The 26,145-nt window shown below is 43.8% G+C and carries 25 protein-coding genes and 1 riboswitch; of the genes, 13 read left to right on the top strand and 12 right to left on the bottom strand.

Annotation, left to right across the window (positions count from 1 at the left end):
* Positions 1 to 63: 63 nt before the first annotated feature.
* The 4 genes from CKQ84_RS22485 to sodB all read right to left on the bottom strand — a co-directional run bounded on the left by CKQ84_RS22485 (position 64) and on the right by sodB (position 5,740).
* A complete protein-coding gene (locus CKQ84_RS22485) occupies positions 64 to 1,590 on the bottom strand; it encodes a SpoVR family protein (protein WP_028760320.1) in 1,527 nt (508 codons plus the stop codon).
* 9 nt (positions 1,591 to 1,599) lie between these two features.
* A complete protein-coding gene (locus CKQ84_RS22480; protein ID WP_063883574.1) occupies positions 1,600 to 2,868 on the bottom strand; it encodes a YeaH/YhbH family protein in 1,269 nt (422 codons plus the stop codon).
* 66 nt (positions 2,869 to 2,934) lie between these two features.
* The gene (locus CKQ84_RS22475) at positions 2,935 to 4,869 is read right to left on the bottom strand and encodes a PrkA family serine protein kinase (RefSeq protein ID WP_105253139.1); all 1,935 of its coding nucleotides are present in this window, start codon (positions 4,867 to 4,869) and stop codon (positions 2,935 to 2,937) included.
* 286 nt (positions 4,870 to 5,155) lie between these two features.
* The gene (gene sodB / locus CKQ84_RS22470) at positions 5,156 to 5,740 is read right to left on the bottom strand and encodes a superoxide dismutase [Fe] (protein WP_028760317.1); all 585 of its coding nucleotides are present in this window, start codon (positions 5,738 to 5,740) and stop codon (positions 5,156 to 5,158) included.
* A gap of 225 nt (positions 5,741 to 5,965) precedes the next feature.
* Here sodB and grxD point away from each other — a divergent pair, with 225 nt between their 5' ends.
* The gene (gene grxD, locus CKQ84_RS22465) at positions 5,966 to 6,298 is read left to right on the top strand and encodes a Grx4 family monothiol glutaredoxin (RefSeq protein ID WP_011846572.1); all 333 of its coding nucleotides are present in this window, start codon (positions 5,966 to 5,968) and stop codon (positions 6,296 to 6,298) included.
* A 161-nt stretch (positions 6,299 to 6,459) separates the two neighbouring features.
* On the opposite strand, the gene CKQ84_RS22460 is transcribed toward grxD, so the two are convergent.
* Entirely contained in the window at positions 6,460 to 7,710 is a 1,251-nt protein-coding gene (locus tag CKQ84_RS22460) for a uracil-xanthine permease family protein (protein ID WP_028760316.1), read from the bottom strand.
* 215 nt (positions 7,711 to 7,925) lie between these two features.
* On the opposite strand from CKQ84_RS22460, the gene CKQ84_RS22455 reads away from it, so the two are divergent.
* Together CKQ84_RS22455 and hda are read left to right on the top strand one after the other, a co-directional pair.
* A complete protein-coding gene (locus CKQ84_RS22455; RefSeq protein WP_105252829.1) occupies positions 7,926 to 9,017 on the top strand; it encodes a DUF2066 domain-containing protein in 1,092 nt (363 codons plus the stop codon).
* Between the two features lie 62 nt (positions 9,018 to 9,079).
* A complete protein-coding gene (gene hda / locus CKQ84_RS22450; RefSeq protein ID WP_028760314.1) occupies positions 9,080 to 9,790 on the top strand; it encodes a DnaA inactivator Hda in 711 nt (236 codons plus the stop codon).
* 118 nt (positions 9,791 to 9,908) lie between these two features.
* On the opposite strand, the gene CKQ84_RS22445 is transcribed toward hda, so the two are convergent.
* From CKQ84_RS22445 to CKQ84_RS22430, 4 genes are all read right to left on the bottom strand, one after another.
* The gene (locus CKQ84_RS22445; RefSeq protein ID WP_105252828.1) at positions 9,909 to 11,864 is read right to left on the bottom strand and encodes a hypothetical protein; all 1,956 of its coding nucleotides are present in this window, start codon (positions 11,862 to 11,864) and stop codon (positions 9,909 to 9,911) included.
* 301 nt (positions 11,865 to 12,165) lie between these two features.
* Entirely contained in the window at positions 12,166 to 12,540 is a 375-nt protein-coding gene (locus CKQ84_RS22440; RefSeq protein WP_028760312.1) for a DUF2069 domain-containing protein, read from the bottom strand.
* A 52-nt stretch (positions 12,541 to 12,592) separates the two neighbouring features.
* The gene (arsC, locus tag CKQ84_RS22435; RefSeq protein ID WP_105252827.1) at positions 12,593 to 12,943 is read right to left on the bottom strand and encodes an arsenate reductase (glutaredoxin); all 351 of its coding nucleotides are present in this window, start codon (positions 12,941 to 12,943) and stop codon (positions 12,593 to 12,595) included.
* A gap of 128 nt (positions 12,944 to 13,071) precedes the next feature.
* On the bottom strand, positions 13,072 to 14,541 hold the full coding sequence (locus CKQ84_RS22430; RefSeq protein ID WP_105252826.1) for a M48 family metalloprotease: 1,470 nt from the start codon (positions 14,539 to 14,541) through the stop codon (positions 13,072 to 13,074).
* 111 nt (positions 14,542 to 14,652) lie between these two features.
* Here CKQ84_RS22430 and CKQ84_RS22425 point away from each other — a divergent pair, with 111 nt between their 5' ends.
* The 3 genes from CKQ84_RS22425 to CKQ84_RS22415 all read left to right on the top strand — a co-directional run bounded on the left by CKQ84_RS22425 (position 14,653) and on the right by CKQ84_RS22415 (position 17,055).
* Entirely contained in the window at positions 14,653 to 14,886 is a 234-nt protein-coding gene (locus CKQ84_RS22425; RefSeq protein ID WP_105252825.1) for a sulfurtransferase TusA family protein, read from the top strand.
* A 225-nt stretch (positions 14,887 to 15,111) separates the two neighbouring features.
* Entirely contained in the window at positions 15,112 to 16,194 is a 1,083-nt protein-coding gene (locus CKQ84_RS22420) for an AI-2E family transporter (RefSeq protein ID WP_105252824.1), read from the top strand.
* Positions 16,195 to 16,704: 510 nt separating this feature from the next.
* Positions 16,705 to 17,055, top strand: a complete 351-nt coding sequence (locus CKQ84_RS22415; protein ID WP_105252823.1) for a cytochrome c3 family protein — start codon at positions 16,705 to 16,707, stop codon at positions 17,053 to 17,055.
* 97 nt (positions 17,056 to 17,152) lie between these two features.
* Here the strand turns inward: CKQ84_RS22415 and CKQ84_RS22410 are convergent, their stop codons facing one another.
* Complete coding sequence (locus CKQ84_RS22410; RefSeq protein WP_105252822.1) at positions 17,153 to 17,899, bottom strand: cytochrome b/b6 domain-containing protein; 747 nt, start codon at positions 17,897 to 17,899, stop codon at positions 17,153 to 17,155.
* A gap of 297 nt (positions 17,900 to 18,196) precedes the next feature.
* On the opposite strand from CKQ84_RS22410, the gene CKQ84_RS22405 reads away from it, so the two are divergent.
* On the top strand, positions 18,197 to 18,832 hold the full coding sequence (locus CKQ84_RS22405) for a LuxR C-terminal-related transcriptional regulator (RefSeq protein ID WP_028760305.1): 636 nt from the start codon (positions 18,197 to 18,199) through the stop codon (positions 18,830 to 18,832).
* A 118-nt stretch (positions 18,833 to 18,950) separates the two neighbouring features.
* Here CKQ84_RS22405 and CKQ84_RS22400 read toward each other — a convergent pair whose 3' ends face one another.
* Entirely contained in the window at positions 18,951 to 20,717 is a 1,767-nt protein-coding gene (locus CKQ84_RS22400) for a M61 family metallopeptidase (protein WP_105252821.1), read from the bottom strand.
* A gap of 144 nt (positions 20,718 to 20,861) precedes the next feature.
* Between CKQ84_RS22400 and hinT the strand changes: the two genes are divergently transcribed.
* The 6 genes from hinT to tsgA all read left to right on the top strand — a co-directional run bounded on the left by hinT (position 20,862) and on the right by tsgA (position 25,022).
* Complete coding sequence (gene hinT / locus CKQ84_RS22395) at positions 20,862 to 21,218, top strand: purine nucleoside phosphoramidase (protein ID WP_006081303.1); 357 nt, start codon at positions 20,862 to 20,864, stop codon at positions 21,216 to 21,218.
* Positions 21,215 to 21,742, top strand: a complete 528-nt coding sequence (locus CKQ84_RS22390; RefSeq protein ID WP_028760303.1) for a PaaI family thioesterase — start codon at positions 21,215 to 21,217, stop codon at positions 21,740 to 21,742. Before hinT ends, CKQ84_RS22390 begins: the two co-directional genes overlap by 4 nt.
* A complete protein-coding gene (locus CKQ84_RS22385; protein WP_105252820.1) occupies positions 21,729 to 22,226 on the top strand; it encodes a PaaI family thioesterase in 498 nt (165 codons plus the stop codon). Before CKQ84_RS22390 ends, CKQ84_RS22385 begins: the two co-directional genes overlap by 14 nt.
* 169 nt (positions 22,227 to 22,395) lie before the next feature.
* Complete coding sequence (locus tag CKQ84_RS22380; protein WP_028760301.1) at positions 22,396 to 22,791, top strand: YcfL family protein; 396 nt, start codon at positions 22,396 to 22,398, stop codon at positions 22,789 to 22,791.
* Between the two features lie 300 nt (positions 22,792 to 23,091).
* The gene (gene deoD, locus CKQ84_RS22375; protein ID WP_012196924.1) at positions 23,092 to 23,796 is read left to right on the top strand and encodes a purine-nucleoside phosphorylase; all 705 of its coding nucleotides are present in this window, start codon (positions 23,092 to 23,094) and stop codon (positions 23,794 to 23,796) included.
* Between the two features lie 50 nt (positions 23,797 to 23,846).
* A complete protein-coding gene (gene tsgA, locus CKQ84_RS22370) occupies positions 23,847 to 25,022 on the top strand; it encodes an MFS transporter TsgA (protein WP_105252819.1) in 1,176 nt (391 codons plus the stop codon).
* A 67-nt stretch (positions 25,023 to 25,089) separates the two neighbouring features.
* On the opposite strand, the gene CKQ84_RS22365 is transcribed toward tsgA, so the two are convergent.
* Positions 25,090 to 25,770 (bottom strand): Crp/Fnr family transcriptional regulator, encoded by a 681-nt coding sequence (locus tag CKQ84_RS22365; RefSeq protein ID WP_105252818.1) that lies wholly within the window; start codon positions 25,768 to 25,770, stop codon positions 25,090 to 25,092.
* Between the two features lie 197 nt (positions 25,771 to 25,967).
* Positions 25,968 to 26,106, top strand: a riboswitch (TPP riboswitch).
* Positions 26,107 to 26,145: the final 39 nt, after the last annotated feature.

Genomic DNA, 26,145 nt, shown 5'->3' with positions numbered 1-26,145 from the left:
TAAGATAGCGCTAAATAAACAAAAAGGCCGTTTCAATTGGAAACGGCCTTTTTATTGTGCTTATTATTCTGGTTTATTGGCTTCAGGGCAGGATGCTAAGACGCTAATACTCGCATCTGCATTTTTTTGCTCTAAGGTGACAGTGAAACCCCATAATCGATGTAAATGCTTTAATACTTCTTTATGGCTGTTGGCTAAGGGAATATCGTTATTTGGCACATAATGTAAGGTTAAGGATCGATCACCGTTGATTTCCACATTATGTACTTGGATATTTGGCTCAATATTAGACAGGTTATATTGTTGTGATAGTAACTGGCGAATATCTTGATAGCCCCTTTCATCGTGGATCGCGGATACCGAAAGATAATTGCGTTTCTCATCATCATGGATACCAAACAATTTAAATTGGCGGATAACTTTAGGTGAAAGATATTGGCTAATAAAGCTTTCGTCTTTAAAGTTTTGCATCGCAAAATGCAACGTTTCTATCCAATTACTGCCAGCAATGTCGGGAAACCAAGCTTTATCTTCATCGGTTGGATTTTCACAAATACGCCGAATATCGGTGAACATGGCAAAGCCTAAAGCATATGGGTTGATGCCGCTGTAATAACGACTGTTGTAATCGGGTTGGGCCACAACGCCTGTATGACTTTGCAAAAACTCGATCATGAAGCGGTCAGTAACCACGCCATCGTCGTATAAGTGATTCAAGATAGTGTAATGCCAGAAGGTTGCCCAGCCTTCATTCATCACTTGAGTTTGTTTTTGCGGATAAAAATATTGCGCCATTTTACGCACAATACGGATTATTTCCCTTTGCCATGGTTCAAGCAAAGGAGCGTTTTTCTCGATGAAATATAAAATATTTTCCTGCGGTTCGGCGGGGAAACGGCGTTTTTTAGATTGAGACTGCTCATGTTGATGGGTAGGAATGGTGCGCCATAAATCATTTACTTGGCTTTGAAGGTAAGCCTCGCGATCCTTTTGTCTTGCTTGTTCTTCCCTGAATGAGATTTCAGAGGGACGTTTATAACGATCGACACCGTAGTTCATTAGCGCATGACAGGAGTCTATGACGCTTTCGACTTGTTCTACACCGTATTTTTGCTCGCAGTCACTGATGTAGTTTTTAGCAAAGACAAGGTAGTCAATAATCGAGCTCGCATCTGTCCATGTCTTAAATAAGTAATTGTTTTTAAAAAAGCTGTTATGTCCGAAACAGGCGTGAGCTATCACCAGCGCCTGCATTGTGATGGTATTTTCTTCCATTAAGTAAGCGATACAGGGGTTAGAGTTAATTACAATTTCATAGGCGAGCCCCATTTGGCCACGTTTGTAACCTTGCTCGGTTTCGATAAAACGTTTGCCGAAAGACCAATGGGTGTAACCTATGGGCATGCCTATGCCAGCATACGCATCCATCATCTGTTCAGCAGTGATGACTTCGATTTGATTCGGGTAAGTGCTGAGTTTATAGAGCGCTGCCACCCGCTCAATTTCCTTGAGGTAGTCCTGCAGTAGCTCGAAGCTCCAGTCGGGACCATCGCTCAGTGGTGTCCAAGGTGTTGATTTAGTTATCCCCATAGTGCCCCCTTAAACCGCTTGTTTCTTGAATAGCTCCCTAAAGACAGGGTAAATATCTTCGGCTTGACGTATATGCTGCACGGCGATGTTGTCGTAATGCTGTTGCAGGGATTCATATTCGCGCCACAGGGTTTGATGGGCGCGATTGGTGATTTCGATATAGCTGTAGTAGCGCACCAGTGGCAATATTTTTTGTTCTAACAATTGCCTACAGGTAGGTGAATCGTCGGCCCAGTTATCCCCGTCGGATGCTTGGGCCGCATAGATATTCCATTCATCGGCGGGGTAGCGGGCTTGTTGAATTTCATGCATTAATTTCAATGCACTGGACACTATGGTGCCGCCCGTTTCTTGGGAGTAAAAGAACTCGTGTTCATCGACTTCTTTGGCTTGGGTATGGTGGCGAATGTAGACCACTTCTAAATTTTTATAGGTACGAGTGAGGAACAAATACAGCAAGATATAGAAGCGTTTTGCCATATCTTTAGTTGCCTGATCCATGGAACCAGATACATCCATTAAACAGAACATCACAGCTTGGCTAGAGGGGATTTCTCGTTTCGCATAATTATTAAAGCGCAGATCGAAAGTATCGATAAACGGCACTCTAGCAATCTTTTGTTTTAACTCCTCAATTTGAGCTTTTAAATCCAAAATCAACTCTGCCTTAGTACCTGGAATATTTTCCAGTTCAGCAAGCTCTTGTTCTAACTCTTTTAATAGTTTCTTTTTACTGGCCGACATCGCAATGCGACGAGCAAGGGATGAACGTAATGAACGGACAATATTGATGTTAGCGGGGACGCCATCATTGGTGAACCCAGCACGGTAAATTTGGTATTCCACTAGTTTATTGAGACGATTTTTTTGTAGATTGGGGAGTTCCAAGTCCTCAAACAATAACTCTAGATACTCGTCTTTAGATATTTCGAACACAAAGTCATCGTCGCCTTCACCCGAGTTTGAGGCCTCGCCTTTGCCCGAACCGCCGCCTGAACCACCAGGTGGTCGGTCAATTTTATCGCCACGGGTAAATTGGTCATTACCGGGATGCACTCTATCCCTGACACCGCCTTTGCCTTGGTGAAACATAGGTTCACTAATATCCCGTGTTGGGATACTGATTTTTTCGCCTTTATCTACATCCGTAACGCTGCGACGAGTCACGGCATCGCTGACGGCTTTTTTAATTTGTTGCTTATATCTATTGATAAAGCGTTGGCGGTTGACTGTGCTTTTTCCTTTCGCATTCAACCGTCTATCGATAAAGTTCGCCATACGCACCTCCCAAAACCCAGCGAAGGCTTTGGCAACACCAAAGCCCTGTACTTAGTTAGCGCAAGTTTAAGAAGATTTACGAACTCGTAAATACCACTCAGACAAGAGTCGGACTTGTTTTTTGGTATAGCCTTTCTCCATCATGCGATTGACGAAATCATCGTGTTTGCGTTGATCGTCGTTCGACGTTTTGGCGTTAAAGGAAATAACAGGCAGTAAATCTTCTGTGTTAGAGAACATTTTCTTCTCGATCACAGTGCGAAGTTTCTCGTAGCTGGTCCAGAGCGGATTATTACCCTCATGGTTCGCGCGGGCGCGCAGCACAAAGTTAACGATTTCATTACGGAAATCTTTAGGATTGCTGATCCCCGCGGGCTTCTCAATCTTTTCAAGTTCAGCATTGAGGGCGGCGCGGTCGAATAGCTGACCTGTTTCTGGGTCACGGTATTCTTGATCTTGTATCCAAAAATCGGCGTAAGTGACATAGCGGTCGAAGATATTTTGGCCATATTCAGAGTAAGACTCTAAGTAAGCGGTTTGAATTTCTTTACCGATAAACTCCACATATTTAGGGATCAAATAACCTTTTAGGAATTCAAGATAACGTTCGGCGGTATCGCCGGGGAACTGTTCTTGTTCAATTTGTCGTTCGAGGACATAGAATAAATGTACTGGGTTGGCGGCGATCTCTGAATGGTCGAAGTTAAATACCCGCGACAAAATCTTAAAGGCGAAACGGGTGGATAGTCCATTCATGCCTTCATCGACACCTGCGTAATCACGGTATTCTTGGTAAGACTTAGCCTTAGGATCGGTATCTTTCAGGCTTTCACCGTCATATACCCGCATCTTAGAGTAGATGGAGGAGTTTTCAGGCGGCTTGATGCGTGACAACACACTAAATTGCGCTAAGGTTTCTAAGGTGCCGGGAGCGCAGGGCGCTTTCGATAACTCAGAGTTGATTAGCAGTTTTTGATAGATTTGCAGCTCTTCTGAGACCCGTAAACAGTATGGCACTTTGACGATGTAAACACGGTCGAGGAAGGCTTCGTTGTTTTTGTTGTTTTTGAAGGTTGACCACTCGGACTCGTTTGAGTGAGCCAGAATAATCCCGCTATAGGGCAAGGCCGATAAGCCTTCTGTGCCGTTATAGTTACCTTCCTGAGTTGCAGTTAGTAGTGGATGCAGCACTTTAATTGGTGCCTTAAACATCTCGACGAATTCCATCACCCCTTGGTTTGCACGGCACAATGCGCCTGAATAGGCGTAAGCATCGGGATCATCTTGGGAGAAATGTTCGAGTTGCCGAATATCGACTTTACCGACAAGGGACGAAATATCTTGGTTGTTTTCATCACCGGGTTCAGTTTTCGCTATTGCCACTTGGTCCAGAATGGATGGAAAGACTTTTACCACGCGAAATTTGGAGATATCGCCACCAAACTCATGCAGACGTTTTACCGCCCAAGGCGACATGATGGTTTTCAGATAACGGTTGGGAATGTTGAATTCCTCTTTTAACAGCTGTCCATCTTCTTCCACATCAAACAGGCAGAAGGGGTGATCGTTGACTGGGCTGCGGACTCCATTCGCGCTCAGAATGTAAATGGGCACTTTTTGCATTAGGGCTTTGAGTTTTTCGGCTAGCGATGACTTACCGCCGCCCACTGGGCCCAGTAGGTATAGAATTTGTTTGGATTCTTCTAATCCTTGAGCCGAGTGCTTTAGGTAAGCCACAATTTGCTCTATGGCGTCTTCCATGCCGAAGAAATCTTTAAATGCGGGATAGCGTGAAATAAGTCGATTCGAAAAAATACGGCTAAGTGTTGGATTTTTTGCGGTATCAATGACTTCTGCTTCACCAATTGCAAGCAGTAGTCGCTCTGATGCTGACATGTAAGCGCTGCGATCTCCCTTGCAGATGTCCAGAAACTCCTGCAAAGAATATTCTTCATCGAGTTTTTGTTCGTAGCGCTTTTGGTAATGCTCGAAAATGCCCATATAAACCCCCTGAAACGCCAGTGATGTCATGGAACGGATAACTGGCTAGCCAGCCTCCTACTCTAATCTTAGACACAAACTCACTATCTGTGTCAAAAAAATATCAAATAAAAACAATAACAAATAGTTGCAAACGCAATTATTGCACTTGTAGTTAGCGGAGGATAAATCGGTAGGATAAGGGATGGGCGGCGAACGAGGGGCATAAAAAAAGAGCCTCTAGGGCTCTTTTTACTGGGATTAACCCACTGCTTATTCGGCAGTAAACAACGTTAGGTTAAATGAATTAACCTGCGAAGTTTTGGTTAACGAAGTCCCAGTTAACTAATTGCCAGAAGTGGGCAAGATAGTCAGGACGCACGTTACGGTAATCGATGTAGTAAGCGTGTTCCCACACGTCAACTGTCATGATTGGCGTTACTGTGCTGTCAGTCAGTGGCGTCGCTGCATTGCTAGTGTTAACGATAGCAAGAGTGCCATCGGCTTTTTTCACTAACCATGTCCAAGCGCTACCGAAGTTGTTTACTGCTGAATCAGTAAATTGCGCTTTGAATGCGTCGAATGAACCGAAAGCGGCATTGATTGCATCAGCAACTGGGCCTGTTGGTTCGCCGCCAGCATTAGGGGCTAAGCAGTTCCAGTAGAAAGTGTGGTTCCACACTTGAGCTGCGTTGTTAAACACGCCACCCGTAGAAGTTTTGATGATATCTTCTAAAGATTTGCCAGCGAAATCAGTTCCTTCGATTAAGCCGTTTAGCTTCACAACATAAGTGTTGTGGTGCTTGCCGTAGTGGTATTCTATGGTTTCTTGAGAAATGTGTGGTTCTAGTGCGTTCTTTGCATATGGTAATGCGGGTAATTCGAAAGCCATTAGTATCTCTCCATGGTCTTAGGTTATCGTTTCTTAAACGTGCTCACTTAGGACTATTGTACCGATAAAATTTGTGATGTGAATCATTGTTTAGCTAATTGACTCGATAGACGCCATCGAAAAATCAAATGTCGACATAACCTTACAAACTGTGGGATTTTGTTCTGCGTCTAGCTGACGTACAATAGTCGCATTGAGTCAATGTCATCCTACTTAGGAATCAAAATGGAAACAGTAGAGAAAATTAAGCAACAGATCACGGAAAACCCTATCATTGTTTATATGAAAGGTTCTCCAAAGTTGCCTAGCTGTGGCTTCTCGTCACAGGTCGCTCAGATCATGATTAACTGCGGTGAGCAGTTTGCATTCGTGGATATTCTTCAGCATCCAGACATTCGCGCAGAATTACCTAAGTTTGCTAACTGGCCGACTTTCCCACAATTGTGGATTGAAGGCGAGTTGATCGGTGGGTGTGATATCGTAGTGGACATGTTCCAAAAAGGCGAATTACAACCTTTGATCAAAGCGGCTGCCGCTAAGATCAAGACTGAAGAGTAAGAGTTAATTCTTACTTCATAAAAATATTGCTTCATAAGAAAGCCGCCGTGATTGATATCACGGCGGCTTTTTTATGGTGGTTTCTTAAGAAACGATCAATTTTATAAAGTGGCCATTTTTCAACGACCTACTTCGAAATTATTCGTGTCTTCAAGCCGTAATTAATGAGGCGTCACATCAGACTCGTGGTGTTTATTGTGTGGCTTAGTCGCGGGTAATAGTAAGTTCATGGTAATAGCGACAATACCGCACAAGCTAATACCGGTTAGACTGAATGAACCTATGCCAAATGCCATGCCGCCGATACCAAAGACTAAGGTAACACCGACAATACTTAAATTACGAGGCTCAGATAAATCCACATGATTACGAATAAGGGTGTTGAGGCCAACTGCGGCAATGGAACCAAATAGCAAACACATAATACCGCCCATCACTGGGACGGGGATAGTTTGCATCAGCGCACCTAGTTTGCCAACGAAGGCTAAAGTAATGGCGGTAATGGCAGTCCAAGTCATGATCTTAGGATCAAAATTTCGGGTTAAGGTTACTGCACCTGTCACTTCTGAGTAAGTCGTGTTCGGTGGACCACCAAAGGCTGCGGCTGCAATTGTGGCAATCCCGTCACCCGTTAGCGTGCGATGCAGGCCGGGTTTTTTCATAAAATCTTTACCCGTGACGTTGGATATCGCCAGAATATCACCTATGTGTTCTACCGCAGGGGCTATTGCCACTGGGATCATAAATGCAATGGCATACCAGTTTAATTCTGGCGCGACAAATTTAGGAATAGCAATCCAGCTTGCAGCGGTCACGACTGCAAAATCAACAATACCAAAGGCTAGGCTTAAACTGTAACCTACTATAATACCTGCTAAAATCGGCATCACTTTGAGTAGGCCCTTTGCGAAAATCGCCACCGCGATAGTGGTACCAAGCGATGCGAGCGAAATAAATAACGCCGTATTTGTAGCGACTAAAGTCAAGCTACCATCACCACTCTTGCCTAATGCCATATTCACCGCCACGGGGGCTAAGCCAAGGCCGATAATAATGATCACGGGTCCCACTACGACAGGGGGCAATAGTCTGTGAATAAAGTCAGTGCCGCGCACTTTAACCAAGGCGCCGAGCATGACGTAGACCACGCCCGCGGCCATAATGCCGCCCATTGTGGATGGAATTCCCCAAGTCTGCACGCCATAAAGTATGGGGGCAATAAAGGCGAAGGAAGATGCGAGGAAGATAGGCACTTGGCGTTTAGTAATCAATTGGAAGAGTAGGGTACCGATACCTGCGGTAAACAATGCCACACTGGTGTCGAGCCCTGTAAGTAGCGGCATTAGTACTAGGGCACCGAAGGCCACAAATAGCATTTGCGCGCCCTGTAGGGGGATAGCGAGTCGTCTCATTTATTATTCTCGTTAATTTAGGGTAAACCGCCAAATGATAACAGTTTGTTGGATTTTGAGCAGGAGAAAATCGCCTGTTTTGCCGACGTTGATCACTGTTTGGGTTTTCTGTGCTATGGCTGGCACGGAAATGGGGCTAAATTTTGGCAAGACTCGCTTAAGGCGCTAACTATGGTACAATTTGCCTCATCTGACGCTACTTCAACTACTCAAAGATGCTGAAATTCCTATTGAAGCCGAGCTTAATTGCATTTCTATATTGTCTGTTCACGATTAATAGCGTCAATGCTGTTGAGGTGAGTAAATTAGATGAGGCCAATGTGCCTGTGTCTTCGCGCGCAGTTGCTGAACGCGACAAAGCCTTAAAAAGTGCACTTGAGCAAGTTATTATCAAGAACACTGGGACGGCGCGATCCCTCGATAACAGCCTGATCCAATCTCAGCTCAGTAATCCTGATACCTTGCTGAGCCAGTATGGTTATATCGAGCAAAATGGCCAATTGCTGTTGACCGCGAGTTTTGAGCACCGCCGCATAGTGGCGTTACTGCGTCAGGCACAATTGCCTGTTTGGGGAACTCAACGCCCGCTGACCTTATTTTGGGTCGCTATGCCTGGTGATGGCGACACTATGATATTGGGTGACTCATCTGCGTTAGCCGAACGTAAGATTTTTAGCGATTTTTCCTATGCCCGCGGTATACCTGTACTCTTGCCTATCTTAGATCTTGATGAGTTGATGGGTATAAATCCTAATGATATTAAAGGGATGTTTGCCGACATAGTAGCGAGTGTATCTGGCCGCTATCAAGCTGACTTTTTGGCGCTAGTGGCAATTGATGCCGCCGGGAATCAGGTTCGTTATCGTTTAAATCTTTATACTAAGGCTACCATTGACTCTTTGACGCCACCGTTATTCAGTTACAACGGTACTGCTGAAAATTCGGCCCAAGCGATTACCGCTATGATGGCGGCGTTAGGTGAATACTATTTTACTAAGTATGCGATTGCCGATACTGGTACTCAGCTTGGTGCGAGTGTTACCTTCGTTAATATCCAAAAAATGGCGCAATTAGTTGAAGTTGAAAAATATTTGAAGCAACTCAGCGCGATTAAAAATGCCACGTTAACGCATATTCAAGGTAATACTGTGACTTTCTCGTTAGATTTATTTGGCTCAGAGACGGATTTACAACGCTTATTAAGCTTAGAGCCGCGTATTTCTGTGGTCGCACCTGTGAGTGCAGGTGAATTTAGCCCTGTCTCTAATCAAACTGGCAAACCTGTGTATGAATGGCGTTTACATTAAGATGTTATCGGCCGTGCTTAGTTAAGCACGGCATTGTTTTTATTTAATATTGAGAAGACCGAGTGCCCTTAAACTCACCTTTGCAACTCTCGCTACCTGTGCATTTGCCAGACGACGAAACCTTTAATAGTTATTACCCCGCCGCGGGTAATGATGAACTTATTCAAAAATTGAGAGCGAATGCCGAAGGGCAGGGTGAAGCCGCCATCTATTTGTGGGGCCCAGTTAAATCGGGTCGAACCCATTTAATGCACGCTGCTTGCGCCCACGCTAATGAAGTGGAACGTCGCAGCTTTTATATTCCCTTAGGTATACATGCGAGTATCTCGACCGCATTGCTTGAAGGCCTAGAACAGTTGGATTTGGTTTGTATCGATGATGTCGATGCCATCGCCGGCCACCCCGTTTGGGAAGAGGCGATTTTTGATCTCTACAATCGCGTCGCAGAAAATAAGAATTGCGCCTTAGTGGTCAGCGGCAGCTCGTCTCCTGCGGATGCAGGGTTCCTCTTGCCAGATCTTGTTTCACGTATGCAATGGGGGTTGAATTACCAACTGCAACCCATGGCAGATGATGAAAAACTTGCCGCACTGCAACGCCGCGCCGCTATGCGTGGCCTGCAATTACCGGAAGATGTCGGGCGTTTTTTACTGAACCGTATGGCGCGGGATTTGCGGACCTTGTTTGATGTATTGGATAAGTTAGATAAAGCCTCATTAGTGCATCAGCGTAAACTCACGATTCCGTTTGCCAAAGAGATGCTACACCTTTAGATACAGCATGGTTTGTGTTCGTTCTGAAGATACAAAACCTACTGGCATTAAAGCCAAAAAGAGTAAAGCCCGTCATGTTGAATACATACGGGCTTTTGTTTATCTAAAATTTAAAACGCTATTGTTGTGGATGTTGGTGACGGTCACCACTTAAGCGAAGTTCGGCTTCAAAACGAGACTCGGCATTAATTGCAGCTGCATTGCTTTGGCCTTTGAGCTGCGTATTCGCAGGCGATATTGCTAATGTTTGACGCCAGCTTTGACCTTGCACCATATTAATTGGCTCGGGTAGGCTTTCGACCAGACTGATCCCATTAAGCTCTGGCAGCATTTCATCAATCACCAACGCAGCGCGATTTTCTAGACTGTCTTGCGCAATTCGTCCCCTTTGTCCCCAGTCAATAATCAGCGAATCCGCAGTTAAAATCGCAGGTTTATTGGTGACGGCGACATCACGCAATATTTGATAGCGATAACTCATCATGGCTTCCTCAAATAACATGGCCGTGTCTTCACGGGTACTGGAATAGGCATAGAAGTCGCTGGCGATATCGGTAGAAAAGAAAGTACTGACATCCGATGCTTGATAGGCCTTTTGCACATTACTCGCCGCTGCGCCGAGGAAACTAACATTGGCAAGTCCCATCATTTCAGTGCTCGTTAATGGGTAGGTTTTGCTGACTTGATCTGAAATTAGACTCTTGCTGGCATTGCGGCGGCTGTAGTCATCTAACAATCTTGGCCCTGTGAGTGTGGCATGCACGCTGCGTGGAAAAAAGTCATTGGCATGGGCGAGCTCGTGGTACAACAAGGAGGCCAGATCGGGATTGATTTGCGCTAATGTGCGGTTTGCTCTGACTGTGATAGGCACGCCAAGGGAGGCATATTGGTTATCTTTTACATAACGCCAAGGCATCACAAAGTTAAGATCATTTCCAAAATTACTGCGGTAATCCGGCGCTTCATTAATAGTGTCGCGTTGGCTTGGCGTAAGCCATAAATCATTGGGATCGAGATAAATCGCCCCTGTGACTACCCAATAAAAAGAAGGGCGTACATCATAGCTAATCACCACGGCTGTAACGGATTGTAACAGGCGGGCAAAGTCACTATCGGGGTCCATCTGGGCTAAGAAAGCGGCAAAGTTATCACCCATCCAATCGTGGGAAACCAGTACTCGATTTAGAATCGTCTCACGATTTAGATCGCTTGAGATTTGACCTATCAAAGGTAAGGTATTGATAGTGCAGCTATCATTAAGCTGATTGGAGTAAACACAGTTTGCTAGCACATTGGCGTAAGGTGAATCCGGACGATAGGCATGGGTGCGCGCAACTGGAGTATCGAAGTATGGCGAGCGGATCGCTGGCGCTGAGGTTGTTAGCACAAAGACATCATCGCTAAGCTGATTGCCATTGACGTTGGCATTCACTTTGAGCCGAGTGATTGTATCCTGGGTGACCGTTGGCGCGGTAAACAAGGGTCTAAACGGATCGCTCACATCGACCATTAAATCTGGGCCAGATGCTACACACCAAGAGATATTTGCTGCGCTTAATTCCGATTGTTGTCCGAGTCTTAAGCTCACATTATTGCCTTCAACCACTTGGTGATCTTGACGGACGTTTAGCACACCCGTCGATGCGGGATCGACATTAATGCCAATTTCTCCGGTGACATCTAGATTACTGCCCGTCACATGCAAGCTAAAACGGTAGCCGCCTGAGGTGGGAGTATCAAAGGCTAATACCGGGCTGTTTTGACTGACGAGTGCTATGTTAGGGCCATCGATTTGCTGCCAACGGAAGGTTAAGTCTTGGCTGTCACGATTTAGGATATTGGCAATGATAGTACTGGATTGACCCGCCACATAATTTGGCTCGGTTTGAAAGCGAATTGAGGATGACGTGGTGGTAATGAGTGGCGAAATGCTATCTGTGCAGCGTGCTAGTGAAGTGGATGGTGGCGTGACTACACTATCATCTGGTTGACTATCACCACCGCCCCCGCATGCTGCAAGTAGGCCAGAGCAGGCCATAAATCCGATAAATTTCAGTGGTATCGACATTCCCATTACACCATTCTCCCTTGTTAACTCTGCTGTGCTATTTAGACTTTTGTGGCGCCATGGGACGCTTATACTGTGAGAAACTGACTATAACACGGGCACTTAGTTGCAAAAAGTCAGTGTAAGTATAATAAGTGTTAATTTTGTCGTGATGGGAATTGACGTCGGAACAGAGGTTGAAACTAAGGTTGAAATGGGTATTCAGACTGAGATCATAAGGGATATTTGAGCCAAGGTTTGGCCTTCAATATAAAAAGTGCCGCTATACCCAGCAAGGTTAAACGGCACTGAAAATACATTGAACTGACTATTCTTTAGATTTTTTCTTCAGGCCTAATCCCAGTTCACGACCACGTATGCGGGCATAAAATGGGAAAGCGATTAGCAGTACGCCAATCAATAATACTTCGATTAAGGCAAAAGCGAAGGCATCATTGGTGACATAAAGCAGGGTGAGCCCATGTAACATATATAAGCACAGAATAAAACTCGCCCAAGCATAAGTGTATGGATTACCTTGGAAAACTCCCTTTGCGGGTAGTAATAACGGCACTATCCATAAGAGACTAAATAGCAGGGTGTATTCACCGCTAATCCCTTGGCCAACAAACCAACCGCCTAATAGCAGCACTAGCGCAAAGTAGCCTAAACGGCTAAGGATAAATAAGGTGTTGGACGTCATAAGTCTACCTAAGGGTTGAAAATAAAAGCCATTTTGGTTTAAAAATCATGGATTAAAGAATAGTGAGCACATTCTCAGGAGGACGGCCGATGGCTGCGCTTTGATTGGCGAGCACAATTGGCCGTTCGATGAGTTTAGGTGTGTTGACCATAGCCTCAATTAACTGCAATTCTGTTAGTGATGAGTCTGCAAGTCCCAAGGCTTGATATTCTGCTTCCTTGGTGCGCATTAATTCGCGAGCACTGATGCCTAATTTAGCCAGAATGTCGCCGATGTCTTTAGCCGTAGGGGGATTTTTTAAGTATTCCACTAGGGTAATGTCGCAGCCTTGTTGCTCGAGTAAAGCTAAGGTTTCACGGCTTTTTGAACAACGTGGGTTATGGTAAATCGTCGCTTGGGTCATAGTACTAGAGGCTCAATACGGGCTGAAATAACAATGGCGCGGATAATAACAGAAAAAACCGCGCCCCGTCAGTGTGTTCGGGACGCATAAATGGGTTATTGTCTTTAATCTATTTGTAAACCAACTTATTACTTAAGCGCATCCATTTCTTTATCAGCCATTTTAAACTGGCGAATACGTGCTTCAATACGTGCAAGCTGTAATGGATTATTTTCGGATGCACGGTAGGCAAAGTTAAGTTGATCGATTGCGCCCTTATAGTTAGCACCTAAGGCCATCAGCTCTGCGGTGGAAAAATATTCCAATGCTTGATTGCCGGTTTTTTTATACACCATAGTCAACAATTGATAGGGCAGTTCATTTTGTTTATCGAGGAAAATCATATCTTCCAGCAAAGGGATTGCTTTGGTGGCTTGATCGGCTTCGATATATATATTGGCTAAGTTGGCATTGATCACTTGAGACGTTGGTTTCATTTTACGCTGGGCTTCGAGCATAGTAATCGCTTTTGCATAGTCCTTACGTTCGATCAGTAAATCAGATTTAGTGTCTATATAAAACAGGTTGTTATCATCGATTTTTAACAGCTCATCGACGATTTTTTCTGATTCATTAAACTTCTTCAATCTATATAAAGCCAGCGCTTTGCCATAAAGTGCCGCCTCTTTGAAGCTATAGGTCTGTTTGTTGAGTTGCCGATCAAACATGCTTAATACTGCTTCGTCGCTATAGCTGGAAAAACGGACTTGAATACGAGCTTTTGCTAGCTGAAAATTAAGATTATCAGGGATATAACGTTTAGGGTATTGCTCGGCACGGTTACGGGCTTCAGTGATCCGCGATTCAGGTAATGGGTGAGTTAATAACATTTGTGGTGGTGTTGTGGTAAAGCGATAACGACTGGCTAATTTACCAAAGAAATCCGCCGCAGCATTGGGATTAAAGCCTGCATCCACTAGAATTTGCATTCCGATGCGATCGGCTTCCTTTTCATGCAAACGGGTGTAGTTGATTTTCGATTGTGTCGCCATGGCTTGGGTTGTCGCAAGCGCCGCCATACCTGCTTGTGGTACTGCAATAGTTAACAAAATGGCGCCAAGTAAACCGGCAATTGTTGCAGGATTACTTTTTTGCTGTGCTTCAAGGGATCGGGCAAGGTGACGTTGAGTAACGTGAGTCACTTCGTGGCCTAATACTGAAGCCAGTTCGCTTTCATTGTCGGCATTGAGAAATAAGCCTGTGTGCACGGCAACATGGCCGCCAAAGAAGGCGAAGGCGTTGATTTCATCATTTTGTAATAGGAAAAAATAAAACGGCGTTTTTACGCCTGTGGCATGGGCGACCAGTTTATTGCCAAGCTCGGTAAGATATTGACTCAACACGGGGTCATTTAGCATAGGTGCCGATGAGCGAATGATGCGCATATAAGCATCACCGTAAACCATTTCTTTTTCAAGGCTGAAGGTGTTAACTGCGGCCGTACCTAAATCCGGTAAGTCATTGTTGGCAAAGCTTTTGGCGGCGAAGGTTAGCAGCATCAAGGAGAGTGCGCCTGCAACAAAAGGTTTTAATCGAGTCAAAAAAGTCAAGTTACGCAAGCGGATCCTTTTATTTCTAATTATCTCAACTAAAGGCAGATACTGCACTTAGCTTGTAGTTTGAGGTGCAACTTAGGATAATGGCCCAAGTTCGTCTATAGCAAGTTCATTATGATTTTTATTGATTTAACGCTCTTTCGTTGTCCAGTACCCTTAGTGAAAGTGAAGCTTGCATTGAAGCTAATGCGAGAGGGTGAGCAGTTGCATATCTTACTCTCAGACTCTGGTTCGCGGCGAGATGTTCCCCAATATTTAAAAAAACAAGGGCATGTCGTGCAAGAGTTGCGTAATGATGCAAGTCTGTTAGCCTTGATGGTCACCAAAGTTGATCTATCTCAGGGATAAATTGAGGATTTTTATGTTTAAATCCTCTTAGACTAACATTAATCGCTTAATTCTGAGCCAGACTACCGCTCAGGCTCGGTTGTTTACTCCTATCAGTTTATTTTTTGATTTAGCTGACGTGTAGAAGCGAAAGTCTAACTGAGTAAAGTCTCGAATAACATCATGATAAATAAACTTTCCTGAGCGTTTGGGAAGCATCGCCAACCATCACTATTGGAATGATCCATGTTTACTGTTTTTTCTCGTTGGTACCAAGAGCGCTTTAGTGATCCACAAGCTGTGACCTTAATGGCTATTCTTGTCGGGCTCGCGCTAGTGATTTATTTTGCGGCAGGTTTACTTGCTCCGCTGTTGGTCGCTCTTGTGTTGGCATTTCTATTGGAATGGCCTGTGGCGCAAATGCTTAAATTGGGGATTAATCGCACCGCTGGTGCGTCCTTGGTTATTGTGTTGTTTTTGGGAATCGTGGTTTTACTGACATTTGGCTTAATTCCGAGTGTGTGGCGTCAAGGTGTTAGCTTAATTGCCGACTTGCCTAGCATGATAGATAAAGGCTTGCTGACAATACAAACGCTGATCAATCAATATCCACGATTTATTAATCCAGAGCAGTTAGATCTGATGGTTGGTGAGCTTAAAAAACTGCTCGATACTCAACATGTGTTGGATATTGCTAAGCAATTAATCGGTTATTCAGCTTCTTTACTCGTCTTGATGGTGTACGCGATTTTAGTCCCCTTACTGGTGTTTTTCTTTTTAAAAGATAAAGACCAACTGATTAGCGGCAGTAAGCGATTTTTTCCCGTAAATCGCCAGTTAGCCCGTAAAGTGTGGTTTGAAATGCACCAACAGATTTTTAATTACATTCGTGGCAAAGTGATCGAAATCGTGGTTGTTGGTGTCGCAACTTATATTTTGTTTGCCTTGATGGGACTGCGATATTCGGCGTTGCTTGGTGTGTTAACGGGGTTATCGGTATTGATCCCTTATGTCGGTGCAACCTTAGTTACATTACCTATCACCCTAGTGGCATTTTTTCAGTGGGGTTTTAGTTCTGAATTTGGCTATTTAATGTTGGGTTACGGTATTATTCAGGCGCTCGACGGTAATTTACTCGTGCCTATTTTATTCTCCGATGCGGTGGATTTGCATCCGGTGATCATCATAGCGGCCGTTTTAGTCTTTGGCGGTTTATGGGGTGTATGGGGAGTATTCTTTGCCATTCCATTGGCATCGTTGGTCAAAGCCGTGATTAACGCTTGGCCTAAAACAGAGCTTGAGGCTGACAATAAACTTGATGCGAGTTGATGCTTACCTGTCTAACCGCCATTTGTATTATTGGTTATAGTGGGCTAGTTAACCGTTATCGCTAATTCCTCTTGGCATTTGAATTAAGTGCCAGAGGCGTTTGGGTTGAATGTTGTGCCTTCACAATTTAAAGCATCCTCGTCTAGTACTCTGTACCCATTCACTTATTGTCATTCCTTTTTGTTATCACTTTGTCTTAAGTATCACCATGAATCGAGCTTTTAGTTTTAGATTAAGGGGGATTTATTCTGTCGCTTGCCAGTTTAGGGATTTACATTATGTAGCCTCTAGGTTAGGTAGATGTAAAACTCTTATATAAGCATGTGGTTACATGATGCAGCGCACATTTTACCCTTGAGTATATTGATAAAGTTGTGTCGCTTAGTTTGGGTTTGCTTATTCGTTCATCCTTAGCTAAGTTATATCGAGTCGTGCTATTTATTTTGGTTGAGAGATGGAAGTCACCCTGACAAGAATTTCCACTGACAATCGCCATTGGAGGATACTATTGTGAGCAAAAAACTATTAAGTGCGCTTTTCGGGGCAAGTCTTGCAGCGTTAGCGCTGTCGCCAACCGCATTTGCTGCAGATCAAAAATTGTCTGATTTCCATGCTGAGTCGGGTGGATGCGAAAGCTGTCATAAAGATGGTACACCTTCTGCGGATGGTGCCTTTGAATTTGCACAGTGCCAAAGTTGTCATGGTACCTATGCTGAAATGGACGCTGTGCATAAGCCACATGACGGTAATTTAGTCTGTGCAGATTGTCATGCGGTACATGATATGAATGTCGGTCAAAAACCTACCTGTGAAAGTTGCCATGATGATGGTCGTACCCCAGCAACTGTTCTGAAAAAATAATCTCAAAAATACGTTTAGAAAAGTTGGTATATACCTTCATGTCTAAATAAATAACGCCAGCAAATGCTGGCGTTATTTTTATCCGTTTACTAACCGATTACTCGTCTTTTGGCTGACCTTGGATGATCTTCTTGCCGGAGAACATGGCTGAAATAATCCCTGGTTGACGTTTTACTTCAGTATAAATCACCGCGAATACATGTAATAACATCAGCAGTAACAACACATAAACCGCATAGACGTGCACTTGACCTGCCAATCCTTTCATTGGTTTAAGTGCATCCGCTTTTTCTGCATTCACACCCGTTGCATCATAGGGTTTTAAGCTTGTTGGTTCGACATTGGTATCAGCAAGATAACTTTGTACAGCACTACCTAGCGGCGGATAATAAATATCTGTACCTGCACGCAAAAGTCCAGTGATCATTATGGTCACTAATAGCAACATGATGGCCAGCACGGCAAATTTACCTTTAGGGTTATGACCTAAATACTGCGGATTTTTCCCCGCGGCTAATTCAGTCTTATAAGCTATTAATTCGCTTTTGCTATTAGCATTGGGAAACATGTGGCTGAAACGCGCATATTTGTTACCGATAAAACCCCACACAAGGCGGACGATGAGGTTTATTGCAAACGCATATCCTATGCACACGTGTAAAGTTTTCAAGCCAATTTTACCTGTTAACTCAGATATGCCTAGCTCAGTGCGATACATCATGATGCCACCGACTAAGATGAGTGCGAGCACAAGAATGACATTAATCCAATGAAATAATCGCGTCGGTTTGTCCCACACAGGATAGGATTTTATTTCAAAAGCGGTGGGGTTACTGCTGGACATGGAATTTCCTTATTTTTTGTGTTGGTATGATCTTACGCTTTTATCCTAAAATTTCAGTAACTTTTTTCAGTTTCAATTAAGACTTCTGATTGATAGTGTAGTCAACGAAAGTGTTAGAAGTTTTTGATTTGCGTACGGTAAATATTTTTTACGTAAGTCTTTTTAATCTGTTTTATCTAATGCTAATATCGTGACCACGGTAGACTTGGAAGTCTATTGAACGGATGTTGAAGTCGTATTTGGAGGATCTTAGATCCTTAAAGTGAATAATCGTTAACCAGACAGGGAGTGAGCAGGATGTTCAAAATATTACATTGGATTGTAGTGTCACGATCGCAAGTATTGATGGAATTGCTCGCAGGACGTTGGCCGCAGGAGTTTCTCGTTAAGTTGACCCAAGTCAGCCCTGATGAGATGTGTGAGAAAATCAAAGATAATAATGCCTCCATGGTCGTGATCGATTTAGCGACTGTTGATCTTCAAAAAGCCCATCAATTTCAACGTTTACTTGCCCGTGAGCAACCGAGTGTGCGGGTTGTCTATTTGCAGTTCCCTAAACAAGTGGATGCACGTTTTTTAATGCAAGCTGCCACAACTGCAGGGGTGTTTTATCTTGATGCAGGTTTAACTGAAATAAGCCTAGGACTCTCGAATATTTTACGAGGTCATAGGGTCATCCCAATTCAGCTCATTAATGGGGTAAATGATGATTTTGGATTGTTCGAGGACACTGAACCGTTAACTATCCGTGAGCGTGAAGTATTACAAGCATTGTTGACGGGAAGTACTAATTTAGATATCGCCAATCAGTTGTTTGTCAGTGAAAGCACGATAAAAACCCATTTGTACCGAGTATTCCGTAAAATTGGAGTGTCTAGCCGTGGTCAAGCGATTGCGTGGGCACAAACCTATTTGCACGATGTGGTGGTTTAAGTCGATATCAGTATTGATATACAAACGGATATACATTTAAGTTAAGTCTTATCTCAGATAAAAGGGGCTAAAGCCCCTTTTATTATTTCTCAAAAGTTGTTCTTAAGCCGAAAGCCTATTAATGTCCAAGCCAAGCCGCTATTTTGCTTTTGTCACGAATGGATAGGGCGACAGTATCCTTAGGCGCGGCAGCAATAGTTAACTCACCCGTCATCAATTCATCCCGTCTAAACCAATGTAAATTCAACGATTCACCCAGCGGATACTGCTGTAGCTGCGCCTCAAATTGTCCTGAGACTTGTAGGTTATCCGCGGCAATTAACACATCACCTGCACTTAACCCTGCAAGGTGTGCAGGGCTGCCTTGGGTGACAGTCACGATTTTTAATCCAACAGGTGCTGCTTGGGTTTTCGCACCGAATGCAATCTCATAACCTTTCGCTTGCCCGCCGCCCACATCTTGCGCACCTTGACTGGATCGAAGACTCAAGTTGACCCCAAATTCGGCGAGTAAAGCCGCTAACGGAATATCGTCCGTACTATCTAAGTAGGCAAACAGATCTTGGCAATCACGACCAAGGAGTCGTTCAACGATGGCTTGATGGCAAGTATCTGTGGTGCCTTTATCTTGCAGAGCATATTCCTGCCATAAAATCTGCATAACATGGTCGAGATTGTATTTGCCCTGGGTTTCGCTGCGCAGGGTTAAATCTAAATACAGCGCAAACAGAGCCCCTTTAGTGTAATAACTGATGATGGCATTTTGTGCGTTTTCATCTTGCTTGTAGAACTTAGTCCAAGCATTAAAGCTTGAGTCCTTAACACTTTGTTTAAAGCGCCCCTGGCTGCGATAGACACGGGTGAAGGTCTCACTCAGCATATCTAAATAGCTTTGTTCATCTACCAGACCTGCACGATAGGTAAGAAAGTCATCGTAATAGGAGGTGATGCCTTCATAGGCCCATAATTGTGGCGTATAGGTTTCTGCCTCAAGTTTATAGGGTAAAAAGCATTCAGGCTTAATGCGCTTAACGTTCCAGCTGTGGAAATACTCGTGGCTGCACAGGGATAAATAAGTGCGATAGTCATTATTGATTGGCATATCTAGCGACAGCGGTAAGTCTTTGCGTGAACACATTAATGCAGTAGAAGCTCTGTGCTCTAAACCGCCAAAGCCATTGTCTAATACTGTGGTCATAAACAAATAACGTTTAAACGGTGCAGGCGTACCAAAGAAGTTAATCTGATACTCACAAATGGTTTTTAAATCTTGGCAGAGCCTTGGCATGCAAGCACGGTGGCGACCATTGAGTACGATATCATGCCGCACGCCACAGGCATCAAAACTCCCTAAGGTGAATAAACCCATTTCCACCGGATGATCGATGAGCTCGTCATAGCTTTTAGCTGAAAATTGGCCGAAGGCAAAATCGTCACCACTGGTGCGAGTCATGCTGGTCGCAAGGCGCCAGTCACTTAATGTTGGCTCTGTTGGTGGCTCTATAGAGACGGTGTGTAAAGAGTCTTCGAAACCATGGGCGGATAAAAACACGCTACTGCCATTAAAGAAGCCGTGGGTCATGTCCAAATGCGCGGTGCGCACTGACAGATCCCAAGCATACACTTGATAAGTCAGAATAATTTCGCTGCTATTATGGTCAACCGACCAAGTTTGTTTATCTAGTTGGGTGAGCTTAAGTGTTTGGCCTTGTGCATCTTGTGCCTTGAGTTCAATGATATTTTTGGCAAAGTCGCGCACCATGTAACTGCCTGGCAGCCAAGCGGGTAGGCTAAAGACCTGCACTGGCTTGGGTTGTGATAATGTCATAGTGACAGCGAATAAATGGGCTTTCGGATCGACGGGGATTATCTGGAAATGGATCATATTTATCCTACAAAACCTGAGTGTTTTAATGGTGGCCATGCTGCCAAAAATGCCTGCAACTGGCAAATGAAAAGCAAAATATCTGCAGACACAAAGTATTGAATTGCTAGTATACTATGCCAACTAACCCAAGGAGGACGCCCCATGGCCGAAGAAACGATTTTCAGCAAAATTATTCGTCGCGAAATTCCCGCGGATATTCTGTATCAAGATGAACTTGTGACTGCCTTTAGAGACATTTCCCCTAAGGCGCCAACCCATATTTTGATTGTGCCGAATCATTTGATCCCAACGGCGAACGACATGAAAGCCTCTGATGAGCCTGTGCTTGGCCGTATGATGACAGTTGCAGCGAAATTGGCGGCTGAAGCGGGTATCGCTAAAGATGGCTACCGACTGATCATGAACTGCAATCAACACGGTGGACAAGAAGTCTATCACATTCATTTCCACCTTGTGGGCGGGGAGCCTCTGGGGCCCATGTTGAGCCAAGGAAAATGAAGGTCAATTCGGATTTTTTCCCGCTGACCCAAATGGCGCAGCGGTTTGTGGATCAATTAGCTCAGTGTCGTCGCCTCGGTTTAACGGTACTGGAGGCGAGTGAGCACCATGTGTTGATTGAGTTGCCCTACAGCACTGAATTAATTGGTTATCCCGATACGGGCGTTATCCATGGTGGAGTGATCACTACCTTAATGGATACTGCCTGTGGCAGTGCAGTCGTGAGCGCAATTTTCCATAAATTCAAATTGTTAGAAATCTCACCCACGCTCGATTTGCGGGTGGACTACATGAAGCCCGCTCAGCCCCATAAGCCTGTATTTGGTTTTGCAGAATGCTATAAGTTATCTTCTAATATTGCCTTTACCCGTGCAATTGCTTACCAAGACAGTATTGACGATCCCATCGCCCATGCCGTCGGCTCTTTTATGCGGATCAGCCCTGAAATGGTCGGTGATGCCTTTAGGCAAGCGTTAATGGGTGAAGCCGTGCCTGCGATAGGAGAGAGTGATGAGCGCAAATAATTCGATACTAGATGCAGCCAGTCCAACTCAAAACGCACAGGTTAAAGCGCCTATTGATGTGCAAGGGATAGTTAAACGCGCCACTGAACTTAATGATTTTGGCCATTTACTTGAGCACGTTCCCTATGCCAAATTTATTGGCATGAAGGTGGAGCGTTTTGGTGATGAACTGATTTTTAAATTGCCCGCTAAAGATGACAATATCGGTAATCCTGTGTTGCCCGCCATTCATGGCGGCGTGATTGCGGGCTTTATGGAAATGTCGGCGATAGTGCAGTTAATGGTATTTATGCAAACGGCAAAGGTGCCTAAAGTCGTTGATTTTTCAATTGACTATTTACGTGCAGGCCTGCACAAGGATAGTTTTGCTGAGTGTCGTATTACCCGTCAGGGTCGACGAGTCGCCAACGTGAATATTGATTGTTGGCAAACCAATCGTAAGCAGCTTATTGCTACGGCACGGGCACATTTTTTGATTGATTAATCTGATTAAGTTTAGATTGATGAAGCATGACTGATTCACTATTTTAGATTGAGAATGCTTTATTTAACCTATGTTATTAAGCATGAGTTCAGCACTGTTCGATTAGTTTGTCGTTTAATGGGAAATGATGCGCTAGCTGCGTATTTTTTGGCGTGACTAGGAGAAATATATGAAACAAGTTTATACAGGGTTATTACTGGCCGCAGCGCTTACCTTAGGTGCTTGTGCCTCACATACCGCAGGGATTTCAGTGAGTTCACTGGGTGAAACCCGCGTCGATAATTCCAGCTTTGCCCGAGATATTGCGGTACAGAGTGTGGATGCACGCCGAGTCGGTGATTTAGTGCAGGGCTCAGCGTTGATTGTTAGCAAATCCTCTTCCGATATGCGTGTGCAATATAAATTCACTTGGTACGATGCCAGCGGCTTTACTATCGAAGATGAAGCGACCAGCTGGAAATCGGTGAAATTACACGGTAAACAGCAATTGCAAGTCGGCGCTGTTGCACCTAATGCCCAAGTGGTTAAATTTGATGTATACGTGCGTGAAACCTTTTCAAACTAAGCTTGAGTTTGCTTCTGTTTAGTTTATTCCGTGTTTAATTGATTTTTTGATATTAAACCCGTTCTAAAATGGCTTACTTCTTTTAAGGAGTAAGCCTTTTTATTCTTTTTACATCAACTTTCAATGACCTTAAGGTCACTCAAATGTTATTAGCTTTCGTCTTTTTGACATTGAAAGTTGCGATAAATTACCCATTTTTAAGCAAAAAGGTTTACGGCAAGGTGAAATCCGGACTTTAGTCCTAAATACATTCAGTGATTGAGCACTACTATCAGCATATTACCACATGAGGATAGAAAGATGACTGCTCATATTAATGCTCAACCTACTGATTTTGCTGAAACTGTTATTATGCCGGGTGATCCACTCCGTGCTAAATATATCGCTGAAACCTATCTCACCGATGCCGTAGAAGTCACGAATGTTCGCAATATGCTTGGTTACACGGGCTTTTACCAAGGACAGCGCATTTCCGTTATGGGCCATGGTATGGGTATTTCATCTATGGTGCTCTATGGCCATGAGCTGATTAATTATTTTGGCGTGAAACGCATTATTCGTATTGGCAGTTTAGGTGCAACACAAAAACATGTACAAATGCGAGATGTCATTTTAGCCCAAGCCGCAGGCACGGATTCACCTACTAACGCTAAGCGTAGTAGCGGCTACCAAATGGCAACTTCTGCGACCTTTTCTTTATTGCATAAAGCTTATACAACAGCGAATGAGAAAGGCATTAGTGTAAAAGTTGGCAATATCTTTAGTGGTGATCTTTATTATGATCCCGATGAAGATATGATCCCCGCACTTGAACGTTTTGGGGTATTAGGTATTGATATGGAAGTGGCGGGGCTTTATGGATTGTCACACCAACAAGGTATCGAATCATTAGCCATTTTAACGGTATCGGATCATTGTTTAACCGGTGAAGAAACAACGGCCGAAGAACGCCAACTCTCTTTTAATAATATGATCGAGCTCGCGTTAGAAACCGCCCTCAATTAGGTTTAAAGCCATCCTTTGAACCCTTAGCATTTCACTTATGGAATGACATAATGAATAATAAAATTACTTTAACAACCATCAGTTTTCTCGCCAATTTTATTATGGCGGGCTTTGCGACCCAATTTGGGATGTTGATTGAACCCATAGCTGAGAAATTTGCCGCTAATGTTAACGAAGTTGCATCAATTTTTTCATTGCTTAATGGCGGTGCACTCGCGGGAACGATTGCAGCATTTTTCTTTATTGAAAAAATGGGTATCAAAAGAATGACCTTGATAAGTTACAGTCTGGTTGCTCTTTCTGCTCTGGCTTTACATCTAACCAGTTCCCTACAAGTTGTGATGGTAGCAATGACCTTAATTGGTTTTTGTGGCGGTATCGGTCTATGTATTGCTGGTACGATTGTGGTGTCTGTGTGGCAAGAGAAATTACAAAGCACAATGTTAGTGGTGCAAGATGCAACGTTTAATATTGCAGGCGTTATTTTTCCATTGATAACGACTTATGCATTAACAAATTCATTATCATGGAGTTATAGCTATTTAGCCGTAGGTTTAGTGGCGTTCGGTACAGTCATTATTACCTTGTTCACTCATTTCTCTATTTGCGAGCAATCGTCTACAACACAAGAGAAACAACAGTCTGAATGGAATCTCGGCATTATTAGTGGAGGTATTGGTTTATTTTTAGGAATGCTGGCTTTATATACTTTTTTAACTTGGGCACCTTTATTTGTAAAACAAAAATTTGATATTCCGTTTGAAGATGCCGGTAATATTATTACCCAGTATTGGTCCGCTGCGCTAATTGGGGCGTTAATTTCGACTGTGATTGTGACTCGTGTAAAAATTCACCATTTCTTAGTCGGTATTATTGCTTTAGCTATGGTGATCACCGCTGCCATTGTCAGTACCAATAATCTTAATTGGATAGCTTATTTAACCTATGGTTACGGTTTTGTGTGTGCCGCGCTTTATAATGCATTTATTGCTTATGGCGTGTCTTTTGTAAAAAAAGCCAGCAGCAAAAATGTGTCATATATTCTTATTAGCGGAAGTGCAGGGGCGATGTTTAGCCCAGCCATCAGTTCTTTCTTTGAACGTATTATCGGATTACAAACAGTGATGTATGTGATTCCTTTGCTTTACGCAGCGATATTTATGTTATTGATCGTTTCAAGTCGGATGAAATCGGCTATGGAACAACACTCGCCATCGGTAAGTTAATTTACCTGTGCATCCATCCCACACTCGGTTGTTAAATTAAGTCGAGTGTGGGTTATGTTGAAAGCGATTATATGCCTGCTTCAACAAATTTCTTGAGTGCGTTGAGATCACAAATCCGAATGCTATCTTTTTTCCGCTCAATTAAGCCTCGTTCCTCAAGATTTTGTAGCGCCCGACGGTAGACTCGGTCGGTAGTGCCAAATCGTTCAGCCTCTAAATAGCGTTTACTAAAGCCATCTACGGGCAAGTCATTTAAGTATTCATGGTAAATATCAAATGCCACGTTATAACTGATGGGATAGAGCAGTCGCCGAGTAAAAATATCCACTGTGTCTTGGTAGTCAATCGCAATTGCACTAGCGAAAAATAGCGCGAGTTGAGGATGCTGACCGAGGCAATGTTGTAGTTTTTCAGCGCTAATCAACATGATTTCTAAGGGTTCACTGGCAATAATGTCTAGTTGACAGTGGTACTGGGTGAAGAACTCCATTTCGCCAAACAGTTGTGAATCACAATCAATAGTGCCTAATTGAAAACACCGACCATTTCTCGCGGTATGGCCGAGTGATACGCGACCTTGCTTCACCAATACAAGTGATGCCATCGCTTCCCCCTGTGTCATGAGGTGAGCGCCTTTTTTGAGCATTTTTATTTCGCTGATACAGCTAAGTACAACCGCTTCAATAAGTGGATAGTCTTGCTCCCATCGCTGGCTATAACGTCCTTTCGATAAAGGTTTTAGCTGCATCGACTATGATCCTCTTACTGTGTTCGAAATTGCGACCTTCTATAGCATTATCATGATAGGCGGTCAAATGGACGAAAGGATTTAGGCTGCTACTAAAGATATTTTCATCATACGAACTGAAAGGCAGTGGTTTTCGCGACATTTAATTGAATCGCAGAGATAAGAGTGCCCACTTTTTATTTCCGTCATGTATACTAGGCGCCGCCAAGGGGTGTTTGTTGTGCATTAATGTTACTCTGATTTTAACGTTAACGGCTGCAAACTGAGATGTCATCTGACGAACCCTTAGAACCTGATCCGGCTAATACCGGCGTAGGAATGGGCCAATCAACAGCACACTTCTGAATCGCTTATTCGTTGCCGGATCTCAAACAT

This window comes from Shewanella sp. WE21 (assembly GCF_002966515.1).
Taxonomy (GTDB): domain Bacteria; phylum Pseudomonadota; class Gammaproteobacteria; order Enterobacterales; family Shewanellaceae; genus Shewanella; species Shewanella oncorhynchi.
The sequence above is the reverse complement of the archived record's forward strand: the minus strand, read 5'-3'. Positions and strand labels throughout refer to the sequence as shown.

What these genes read in the sequence shown, in the direction of transcription:
- CKQ84_RS22405 (WP_028760305.1), top strand. Translation starts at nt 18,197, where the DNA reads ATGTTCAAAATATTACATTGGATTGTAGTGTCACGATCGCAAGTATTG.
- CKQ84_RS22400 (WP_105252821.1), bottom strand. Translation starts at nt 20,717, where the DNA reads ATGATCCATTTCCAGATAATCCCCGTCGATCCGAAAGCCCATTTATTC.
- CKQ84_RS22380 (WP_028760301.1), top strand. Translation starts at nt 22,396, where the DNA reads ATGAAACAAGTTTATACAGGGTTATTACTGGCCGCAGCGCTTACCTTA.
- CKQ84_RS22480 (WP_063883574.1), bottom strand. Translation starts at nt 2,868, where the DNA reads ATGGCGAACTTTATCGATAGACGGTTGAATGCGAAAGGAAAAAGCACA.
- CKQ84_RS22385 (WP_105252820.1), top strand. Translation starts at nt 21,729, where the DNA reads ATGAGCGCAAATAATTCGATACTAGATGCAGCCAGTCCAACTCAAAAC.
- CKQ84_RS22485 (WP_028760320.1), bottom strand. Translation starts at nt 1,590, where the DNA reads ATGGGGATAACTAAATCAACACCTTGGACACCACTGAGCGATGGTCCC.
- CKQ84_RS22365 (WP_105252818.1), bottom strand. Translation starts at nt 25,770, where the DNA reads ATGCAGCTAAAACCTTTATCGAAAGGACGTTATAGCCAGCGATGGGAG.
- CKQ84_RS22410 (WP_105252822.1), bottom strand. Translation starts at nt 17,899, where the DNA reads ATGTCCAGCAGTAACCCCACCGCTTTTGAAATAAAATCCTATCCTGTG.
- sodB (WP_028760317.1), bottom strand. Translation starts at nt 5,740, where the DNA reads ATGGCTTTCGAATTACCCGCATTACCATATGCAAAGAACGCACTAGAA.
- deoD (WP_012196924.1), top strand. Translation starts at nt 23,092, where the DNA reads ATGACTGCTCATATTAATGCTCAACCTACTGATTTTGCTGAAACTGTT.
- hinT (WP_006081303.1), top strand. Translation starts at nt 20,862, where the DNA reads ATGGCCGAAGAAACGATTTTCAGCAAAATTATTCGTCGCGAAATTCCC.
- CKQ84_RS22390 (WP_028760303.1), top strand. Translation starts at nt 21,215, where the DNA reads ATGAAGGTCAATTCGGATTTTTTCCCGCTGACCCAAATGGCGCAGCGG.
- CKQ84_RS22425 (WP_105252825.1), top strand. Translation starts at nt 14,653, where the DNA reads ATGATTTTTATTGATTTAACGCTCTTTCGTTGTCCAGTACCCTTAGTG.
- CKQ84_RS22420 (WP_105252824.1), top strand. Translation starts at nt 15,112, where the DNA reads ATGTTTACTGTTTTTTCTCGTTGGTACCAAGAGCGCTTTAGTGATCCA.
- CKQ84_RS22460 (WP_028760316.1), bottom strand. Translation starts at nt 7,710, where the DNA reads ATGAGACGACTCGCTATCCCCCTACAGGGCGCGCAAATGCTATTTGTG.
- CKQ84_RS22440 (WP_028760312.1), bottom strand. Translation starts at nt 12,540, where the DNA reads ATGACGTCCAACACCTTATTTATCCTTAGCCGTTTAGGCTACTTTGCG.
- grxD (WP_011846572.1), top strand. Translation starts at nt 5,966, where the DNA reads ATGGAAACAGTAGAGAAAATTAAGCAACAGATCACGGAAAACCCTATC.
- CKQ84_RS22445 (WP_105252828.1), bottom strand. Translation starts at nt 11,864, where the DNA reads ATGGGAATGTCGATACCACTGAAATTTATCGGATTTATGGCCTGCTCT.
- CKQ84_RS22475 (WP_105253139.1), bottom strand. Translation starts at nt 4,869, where the DNA reads ATGGGCATTTTCGAGCATTACCAAAAGCGCTACGAACAAAAACTCGAT.
- arsC (WP_105252827.1), bottom strand. Translation starts at nt 12,943, where the DNA reads ATGACCCAAGCGACGATTTACCATAACCCACGTTGTTCAAAAAGCCGT.
- tsgA (WP_105252819.1), top strand. Translation starts at nt 23,847, where the DNA reads ATGAATAATAAAATTACTTTAACAACCATCAGTTTTCTCGCCAATTTT.
- CKQ84_RS22455 (WP_105252829.1), top strand. Translation starts at nt 7,926, where the DNA reads ATGCTGAAATTCCTATTGAAGCCGAGCTTAATTGCATTTCTATATTGT.